The sequence below is a fragment of the Rhodoplanes roseus genome, assembly GCF_003258865.1.
In the GTDB taxonomy this organism is placed as follows: Bacteria; Pseudomonadota; Alphaproteobacteria; order Rhizobiales; family Xanthobacteraceae; genus Rhodoplanes; species Rhodoplanes roseus.
The window spans coordinates 1-6,454 of the sequence record NZ_NPEX01000305.1 but is presented as its reverse complement, the minus strand read 5'-3'; the positions used below and the strand labels follow the sequence as shown (position 1 = coordinate 6,454).

Below are 6,454 nucleotides of genomic sequence, written 5' to 3'. Positions count from 1 at the left end.
CGGCGCTGCGCGCCGCCCCGGAATGACCGAGGGGATCCATCGGACACAGGATGAGGTTGCCATGACCGTGCTGACCATGGATGCCGCGGCGCTGCCGCCCGCCGCGAAGGCCCTGTACGACGAGATGGCGGCGCGGCGGAATGCCCGCGGCGAGCACTTCGGCGGGCCGTATCTGGCGCTGCTGAACCATCCCGAGCTGGCGCGCCGGATCGAGGCGCTCGGCTTCTTCCTGAAGTTCGAGGGCGTGCTGCCGCGCGACGTCTATCAGTTCGTCGTGCTCACGGTGGCGAAGTCGACCGGCGCGGCGTTCGAGTGGCAGGACCACGTGGAGCACGCCCGCGCCGCCGGCCTGCCCGAGGCGCTGATCGACGCGGTCGGGTCGGGCGACGCGACCGCCCTGCCGGCGCCCTACGACCTGGTCCACGCCGTGCTCGCGAAGACTCTGACGTGGCAGGAGGTGCCGGACGATCTGCAGGCGGCGATCGAAACATCCTTCGGGCCCGAGGGCCTGGTCGAGATCGTCGTCCTGTCCGGCTTCTATCAGATGTTCGCGGCGATCAATCAGGGTTTCGGGATCGGCCTGCCGCCGAAGACCTGATCACGTCTCTCGGAACAGTTACGGTCATTCCGGGGGCGTGGGCAAGGCCCGCGAACCCGGAATCCAGCGATCGACTCGGTGTCCACGGCTGGATTCCGGGTCCGCTGCGTCGCAGCGTCCCGGAACGACGATCGAGCCGCCGAAGGCCTGATCACGCCGCCGGCATGTGGCGCCGGTTGGCGGCTCGCATGAAGCGCTGCGCCAGGCCGGCGAGCGAGAACAGCGTGACCTTGCTCTTGTCCCAGGTGCCGCGGCCGAGAATCTCGTCGGCCGCCATCAGGCCGCTCTCGACGGCCGGGCCGATGCCCTCGCCCAGATCCATGGTGGCGAGGCCGGCGGCATCGCCGATCAGCAGGCAGTGGTCGAGGCGCACCTCGCCGTCGCGGGTGAACAGATAATACGGATGCCCGGTCTCCTGCAGGCCGTCCGCCGTCGCGGCGTCGAGCCGCCCCTCGCGCACCAGGTCGTCCAGGAAGGCGCGAAAGTGATCGTGGATGTTGGTGCCGGACTTTCGCAGATACTTCGCCTTGGCGCCGAGGCCGATGTTCACGTGGCCGTCGCCCTTCGGCACCACCCAGGCGTAGCCGACCAGGCCGCGCTTGAAATACAGCCGGCACGCCTCCTCACGCGACGGATAGGCGAACTCCTTCTCCAGCGTGACGATCTGGCGCGACTTCGGCCGCTGGTTCGGAAACAGGGCGCGCCGCACCGGGCACATGGTGCCGCCGGCGCCGATCAGCCAGCGGCAGGCGAAGGCGTCGTCGACGATCCAGCGCGCGCCGTCGCGACGAACCGTCCGCACATCGTGCTGCACCACCTCGGCACCCGACCGCGCCAGCAGCCAGGCGTCGAACTCGACGCGGCGGATGGAGAAGTTCTTGCCCGGCGTCGGAAACCACGAGAGGCCGAACGGCAGCCCGCGAAGATGCGAGCGGATGTCGAGCGGCAGCATCGGATGCGGATAGTCGCCGGGCCCGATCTCGAGGTCGCGCAGAACCTTCTCGGTGATCCAGCCGGCGCACAGCTTGAGGCGCGGGAAACGGGCCTTGTCGAGCACCAGCACGTCGCGGCCAAGCTGCCGCAGCCGCCGGGCGCAGGTGCTGCCCGCCGGTCCGCCGCCGACCACGATCGTCTCCACCTCGCGCATGGCGGCAGCGATACGACGGCGGCCGCACCCGATGCAAGCCGGCGCGTTGGCTCAGGCGGTCAGCACCGCCTGGGCGGCCGGCGCCAGGGCGCGGCCGGCCTCGAACGCCTCGCCGAGCAGATAGGCGAAGCCGAGCAGCGCCAGGAATCCGAGGAAGAACAGTGCGAACAGCACCATCGAGATGCGCTTGGCGATGCGCGACACGTTGGTCAGGCCGATGGCCCCGGCGATCAGCGAAACGACGAGCAGCAGGATGGCGTATTTCAGCATCTCGGGTCTCCCTTGGCTCGGCGTGAACGAGCCGGGGCGGCACCGGGTTCCGGCTTGGCGCGTCTGATCGTGCGTCCTCGGCCGAGCGGCCGGATCAGGCGGGGCGAGTGCCAGAAATTTATGCACCCTCGGATTAGTACGAGATTGCTCGTTATGCGCGAGCATGCCACGATGAGGTTGCGTTGATGCGTACGAGGCCATCATGCGGTCCTGGGTCGGAGTTCTGCTCGCGGGCACAGCCGCGCTGGCGGTCTCGGGCTGCTTCGAGCACGACCGCTCGCTGGTGAAGGCGCGGCCGGACGACACCTCCGGAAGCTGGCGCGTCGAGCACGAGATCGACCGCATCACCGGGCATCCGATCACGTCGGCCAGCGTGATCACCCGGGTCACCAACAACACCAAGGGCCTGCAGACCTTTCCGGCGGCCGTCTCACTGATCTGCTCGCGCGGCCGGCTCTACGTGCAGTTCGAGTTCGGCCTGCGGGTCGGCGCCGAACGGAACTCCACCCTGGCGTACCGGGTCGACGACCGGCTCGGCGCAGAGGCGGAGGTGAGCTTCCTGCAGGACCACAAGACCGTCCACATCAATGAGCCGCAGGCCGTCGCGAAGTTCGTCGCGGATGTCTCGCCGGGCAGCATGCTGCTGGTCCGGACCTCCTCGCCGTTCGGCGGTCGCACCTTCGGCGAGTTCCGCATCGTCGGCGCTGCGGCGGCCTTCGCACCGCTGCTCGAGGCGTGCCCGCTGCCGGCCGGCTCGCCGGGCAAGCACGCGGGCGCCGCCCGCCGAGCCGACGCAGGCCCGGCATGATGCCGGTCACGGCCCGAGGGCCGAGGTTTTCCCATGGTCATGCTGGTCGCGCTCTCGCGCACCCACGTTCCGCCCCGAGCCCTCCATCTGCGGCCCGCGCTGGCGGAAACCTTTCCCGGCCATTTCCGGCCGCACGGCGAGGACGGCAGCTTCGTGATCGACGGGCCCGAGGTCGCCGAGCAGGCCATCGTCAAGTCGCTGGTCCCGGGCGCCGCCGGGTTCTTCACGATCCACAGCGCCCATGGACGCTATTCGGACGTGTCGAAGGCTCCCGGCCGCATCGCCGACCCGGCGCTGCAGCGGCTCGCGATGGCGCAGACCTGCTGGCTGTCGATCGACTTCGTCCACACCTGGGGGCCGACCACCGAGGCCTACCGGTTCATCGCCCGCGCCATGGCGCGGCTGGCGCCCGCCGACACCGCCGTGCTGCTGCGGCCCCCGACCCAGGGCGCGGCCGCGTTCGACGAGCCCCTGCGCAAGCGTCTCGCCGCCGCCGAGGACGTACCTTGACGGCGGCGCCGGACGCTCAGGTCCGCAGGCGCGGCACCGGTCACGCTGGTCAGCACCGTGGTGACCAGGAAGACCGCCGTCCAGCCCGGCAAGGCACGGCCGAGCGCCATGCCGGCCACCGCGACCACGCCGGTCGCGATGCCGACGAGGCTGATGACCACATGCAGGGTCGTGAAAGCCTCGATCGACAGACCGAGCGTCATGGGGCGGTCCTCGCGACAGCGGAAGCGCCCAGCGTTCCCGGACGCCGCCGCAGCGTCAATGAACGCGGCGCTCGGATTTGTCTCCCGCTGCTGCGACGTGCTCGGGGAGCGGTCAGGCCGGGACGGGGCTGCGCTCCAGAAGCTCGATGGAGACGTCCTCGGGGCCGCGGATGAAGCAGATGCGGATGCCGGGACGCGGCGAGTGCGGCTCCTTGGTGAAGACGACGCCCTTCTGCTTCAGCTCGGCCGCGACGCCGTCGACGTTCTCGACATGCAGGCCGAAATGATCGAGCCCGCGGCACGGCAGCGCCGGCGGCGGATTGACGCCGTCGCCCGGCGTGACCGGCGCGATGAAGATCTTGGCGCCGCCGAGCTTCAGGTCGATGCGCGGCTTGCCCTGCTCGACGCTGCGCAGGATCTCGGCTCCGAGGATGCGCTCGAACCATTGCGCCATCGCCTCCGGGTCGGTGCTGCGCAGATGGACGTGGTCGAACACGATGGCGGCCATGGGATGCTCCGGCATGGAGGGATGGGGCCGCCACCATAAGGTCAGCGGCGACCGGCGTCACGTGGGACAGGAGCGTCGGCGGGTGCGGACCGGCTCAGGCGCCCCGCCCGGCGATCCAGGTGGCGCCGTCCGCGCCGACCGAGACGGCGCCGCCACCGAAGACGAGCGACATCGCCACATGGGCCGGCGACGCGAACACGTCGGCGAACTGCGCCACCACGGCGGCCGGATTCGAGCTCGCCCGATAGGCCTGCTGAAACGCGAGCGTGCGTTCGGCGTTCGACGCACGGGTCTGTGACGCGATGGCGTTGGTGTTGCGGATGGTCAGCTGCAGCGCCGGATCGGATGCGATCAGCCCCTCGACGGCGGCGAGATCGTCGCGATCTCCCGTCGCGTGGATGCCGCCGGTGTCGTCGACCCTGAGGGTGACGGGCGGATTCTCGGCGAGGCCGGCTTTGGCGAATTTGTCCTTCAAGCTCGCGGCGAGCTCCGAGGCGAGCATCTCGACGGTCTCGCGGGTCGGCGGCAGCAGCGGCGTGTCGAGCGCCCAGGAGCGCGACGTCGACGAGCCCGTCGCGGCCGCCCTGCCGGCGCCCGAGACGTCGCTCGAGGCCGCCGTCGCGGCGAGCATCTCGCCGAAGCCGTCACCCCGGCGCCGGGCCTCGGCGGGCCTGGAGACCTCGCCTGTCGCGGCGGCTCCCGAAACGAACGCAACGGTCACGATCGGCTCTCCTGTGCCTCGGCGGACGGCCAGGCGGCGCCGTTCGCAGTCACGGCGACGCTGCCACCCCGATAGACGAAGGCCATGGTGGTGGTGGCCTTCTGGGACTCCATCATGCGGATGAAACGATCGACCGCGACCTGCGGATCGCTTGCCCCCCGATAGGAGTCTTCCGGCGGCGTGGTCTCCAGCGCGTAGGCCTGGGCTGCGATCGCGTCCGCCATCCGGATCGACCGGCGCAGATCGACGTCGCCGGCCAGCAAAGCATCGATCTCCGCCAGGTCGTCGCGATCGCCTTCGGCATGGACGCCGGTGTCGTCGACCGTGAACGTGACGGGCGGATCAGTGGCGAGACCGGCCTTCGCGAACGCGGCATCGAGCTCCGTGGCGAGATCCGTCGTCAGCGTCGCGACACCCTCGCGGGTCGGCGGAGCGAGGCGCCGCACACGGGACGGATCGATCGCATAGGCGACCGTGCCGTCACGGCGCGACATCACGACGGTCGGCGAGTCGGTGGCGGACCGCGTCGCGGTCGACGACGGCGTGGTGACGCCGGCCGTGTCGTCGTTGGCGGCGAGGGCGGTCGCAAAGCTGTCGGCCGGATCGCCGGCGGCGCTGTCGACGGTCGCGCCGGCCGGAGGCGACGAACGGGCGTAGGACGGTGCCGAGACGGCGGACACACTCATGATCGGGTACTCCAGAAACAGTCCGGACACCGATCAGCAATATCCGTGCCCTGCGGCGATCGCGAGAAGTCCTCGTGTCCCAGGGCTTTCGGCAGCCTGTACGGCGCCGCGCCGCGGCAGGAATTACCTCCGCGGGGCAAGGTCTGCCGCCCGCCCGGACGCGGGCCCGCCACCGAATCGTTTACGGTCGCGAGCTTACGATTCGCGGACGGTCACCAGGGGGATTCGGCGGAGCATGGCGGGGGCGTCGGCGTGGCGCGAGGAGCGCAACCAGAGGTCGCTGGCGCGCCTGCGCAAGGCGCTGCCGGAGATCTTTCCGGTGCCGGTGCTGGACCGCGCGCTCGCCCGCCCGTTCATCCCGCCGCTGCCCCGCATGGCGATCGACGGCTACTGGCGCGCCCACCCGCTGCGCGCCGACCGCCTCGCCCGCGCGCTGGCGGCCAAGAGCGGCACGCCGGAGGGCTGGACCTGGCGGATCGCCGAGACCGGCACCAAGCGACCCGACCGCGCCCGCGGCCTGCCGGCGAGCTTTCGCACCCCACCGGCGCCCTATCGCGAGCCCGCCTTCGCGCCCGGCGGCGGACGCTGCTGCGTGTGCGGCCAGCCGGTCTACCGGTTCGGCTGGCACGTCGACCTGTGGGATCGCGGCCCCAACAAGAACGCCGAGTGGCACGCCGCCTGCGTCGTGGCCTGGCAGTTCTGGGTGGCGCCGACCGAGCATGTCGCGCTGTTGCGCAAGCTGCAGCAGCGCCGCTGCGCGGCGCGCGGAAAGCGGCTGTGGCGCACCGCCGAGGTCGATCACCGGGTGCCGCTGTTCGAGGTGTGGCGCGACCGCCGCGACACGCCGTGGCCGGACCTGCTCGCCTATTGGGGCATGCCCAACCTGCAGGTGATCAACCGCGACGTCCACGTGGAGAAATGCGCCGACGAGGCGCGCGGCCGCAGCGCGCGGCGCCGCGGCGAGCCGTCGCTCACGCGGTGAGACGGGCGCCGCCGTCGCGCG

9 protein-coding genes are annotated in these 6,454 nt (G+C 71.1%); 4 read left to right on the top strand and 5 right to left on the bottom strand.

What is annotated here, in order from left to right:
- The first annotated feature begins 61 nt into the window (after nt 1-61).
- Complete coding sequence (locus tag CH341_RS26520) at nt 62-598, top strand: carboxymuconolactone decarboxylase family protein (protein WP_111421965.1); 537 nt, start codon at nt 62-64, stop codon at nt 596-598.
- Nucleotides 599-749: 151 nt separating this feature from the next.
- Here CH341_RS26520 and CH341_RS26515 read toward each other — a convergent pair whose 3' ends face one another.
- Both CH341_RS26515 and CH341_RS26510 read right to left on the bottom strand, forming a co-directional pair.
- The gene (locus CH341_RS26515) at nt 750-1,745 is read right to left on the bottom strand and encodes an NAD(P)/FAD-dependent oxidoreductase (protein ID WP_111421964.1); all 996 of its coding nucleotides are present in this window, start codon (nt 1,743-1,745) and stop codon (nt 750-752) included.
- A 51-nt stretch (nt 1,746-1,796) separates the two neighbouring features.
- Nucleotides 1,797-2,015 carry a DUF1328 family protein gene (locus CH341_RS26510; protein WP_111421963.1) on the bottom strand — a complete coding sequence of 73 codons (219 nt, stop codon included), beginning with the start codon at nt 2,013-2,015 and terminating at the stop codon, nt 1,797-1,799.
- A 202-nt stretch (nt 2,016-2,217) separates the two neighbouring features.
- Between CH341_RS26510 and CH341_RS26505 the strand changes: the two genes are divergently transcribed.
- Together CH341_RS26505 and CH341_RS26500 are read left to right on the top strand one after the other, a co-directional pair.
- On the top strand, nt 2,218-2,823 hold the full coding sequence (locus CH341_RS26505; protein ID WP_111421962.1) for a hypothetical protein: 606 nt from the start codon (nt 2,218-2,220) through the stop codon (nt 2,821-2,823).
- Nucleotides 2,824-2,856: 33 nt separating this feature from the next.
- Nucleotides 2,857-3,333, top strand: coding sequence for a hypothetical protein (locus CH341_RS26500; RefSeq protein WP_111421961.1), 477 nt, complete (start codon nt 2,857-2,859; stop codon nt 3,331-3,333).
- A gap of 315 nt (nt 3,334-3,648) precedes the next feature.
- Here the strand turns inward: CH341_RS26500 and CH341_RS26495 are convergent, their stop codons facing one another.
- The 3 genes from CH341_RS26495 to CH341_RS26485 all read right to left on the bottom strand — a co-directional run bounded on the left by CH341_RS26495 (nt 3,649) and on the right by CH341_RS26485 (nt 5,451).
- Nucleotides 3,649-4,044: a VOC family protein gene (locus CH341_RS26495; RefSeq protein WP_111421960.1), complete on the bottom strand. Its 396-nt coding sequence runs from the start codon at nt 4,042-4,044 to the stop codon at nt 3,649-3,651.
- A 94-nt stretch (nt 4,045-4,138) separates the two neighbouring features.
- Complete coding sequence (locus CH341_RS26490) at nt 4,139-4,765, bottom strand: hypothetical protein (RefSeq protein WP_111421959.1); 627 nt, start codon at nt 4,763-4,765, stop codon at nt 4,139-4,141.
- Nucleotides 4,762-5,451, bottom strand: coding sequence for a hypothetical protein (locus CH341_RS26485; protein ID WP_146604633.1), 690 nt, complete (start codon nt 5,449-5,451; stop codon nt 4,762-4,764). Before CH341_RS26485 ends, CH341_RS26490 begins: the two co-directional genes overlap by 4 nt.
- Before the next feature lie 235 nt (nt 5,452-5,686).
- Here CH341_RS26485 and CH341_RS26480 point away from each other — a divergent pair, with 235 nt between their 5' ends.
- A complete protein-coding gene (locus CH341_RS26480; RefSeq protein WP_111421957.1) occupies nt 5,687-6,433 on the top strand; it encodes a hypothetical protein in 747 nt (248 codons plus the stop codon).
- Nucleotides 6,434-6,454 lie beyond the last annotated feature (21 nt).